Source organism: Ciceribacter azotifigens (genome assembly GCF_048159625.1).
GTDB classification, from domain to species: domain Bacteria; phylum Pseudomonadota; class Alphaproteobacteria; order Rhizobiales; family Rhizobiaceae; genus Allorhizobium; species Allorhizobium azotifigens.
This window is the reverse complement of sequence record NZ_JBLQTA010000066.1, coordinates 1-1,309: the sequence shown is the minus strand read 5'-3', so window position 1 is coordinate 1,309 and position 1,309 is coordinate 1. Positions and strand designations below refer to the sequence as shown.

The window sequence follows — 1,309 nt, the reverse complement described above, 5'->3', positions numbered from 1 at the left end:
ACCTTGCCAAGGTTGGGGTCGAGGGTTCGAATCCCTTCGCCCGCTCCAGTTTTCCAAAGGAAAATCAAGCACTTGAAGACGGCCCTTCGGGGCCGTTTTTGCTTAGAGCAGCCTCTATTACCCGTGATCTAGGTGCAATCTAGGCAGCCGGACGAAAGTCGCCGGATGCCGTAGCGCGCTGACGGCGGTCCGCTGACAAGCGAACCAACCGCCGGACGTCGGCTGGCGACATATGCGAATGCTTCTCATTAGCGTTTGAAGACACATCGGATTATACTCCTGTCAGCGGCTGATGATCCGAGTCGGTTGCGCGGTCCGGGTGAGACACAATTCCGGCGTGTCTAGGGCATACCATTGAAAAGGTCGCGCATCGGCCGGACATAAGTCTCCCGGTGACGCCAGACTGGGCGGGGCCGGAAGCGCCAGGAGGAGTTCCGATCACTGACAACAGGTATCGAACTGAGGCATTTGCGCTATGCGGTCGCTGCTGCTCATTTCCAGAGCTTCAGGCGCGCGGCTGAGGAACTTGGTGTCAAGCAATCGACGCTGAGCCGCTGCATTCGGCAGATGGAAGACCGACTGGGCGTCAAAATATTCGAGCGAACCAGCGGCGGTGTGCGCCTGACGACCGCCGGCGCCGAAGTGCTGCGCACCTCCCGCCACCTTGTCGAAACCGTCGACCATATGGAGGCGACCGCCAAAGACATGGGCAAGGGCGAATCCGGCCAGCTCACCGTCGGGTTTTACACGTCGCTCTCGGCCGGGAATCTGCGTGCCAGCCTGATGGAGTATGCGGCCCGCTTTCCGAAGGTGGACATTCAGACGATCGAGGGAACGCGGCGGTGTCTGTTCGCCGGCCTGGAGCGCGGCACGCTCGACGTCGCCATCGTCACCGGCGAGCCGACCGCACGCAATATGAAGGCCATGCCGCTGTGGAGCGAGCGCGTCATGGTCGCGCTGCCTGAAGGCCACCGGCTGGCGAGCAACAACATCGTCTACTGGACGGATCTCAAGGACGAGACCTTCCTCCTCAGCCAGCGCGATCCGGGACCGGAGATTCAGGACATCCTTCTGGCGAAGCTCGCCGCGCCCGGCGAGCGGCCGAAGGTCATCAGCCATGACATCAGCCGGGAGAACATCAAGAGCCTAGTCGGCGCAGGATTCGGCGTCAGCCTGATGTGCGAGGCATGCATTGGCGCCAGCTATGTGGGCGTGGTCTATCGTGAGGCGCGCGACGGCAACGGCCCGAGCCGGATCAGCTATGCCGCCTACTGGCAAGGCGACAACGACAATCCGGCGCTGGCGCATT

Annotated in this window: 1 protein-coding gene; it reads left to right on the top strand. The window is 62.0% G+C overall.

The features are described from left to right. Positions 1–468 precede the first annotated feature (468 nt). The coding region (locus ACM6UT_RS23305) for a LysR family transcriptional regulator (protein WP_416799647.1) at positions 469–1,309 on the top strand (841 nt) is incomplete at its 3' end.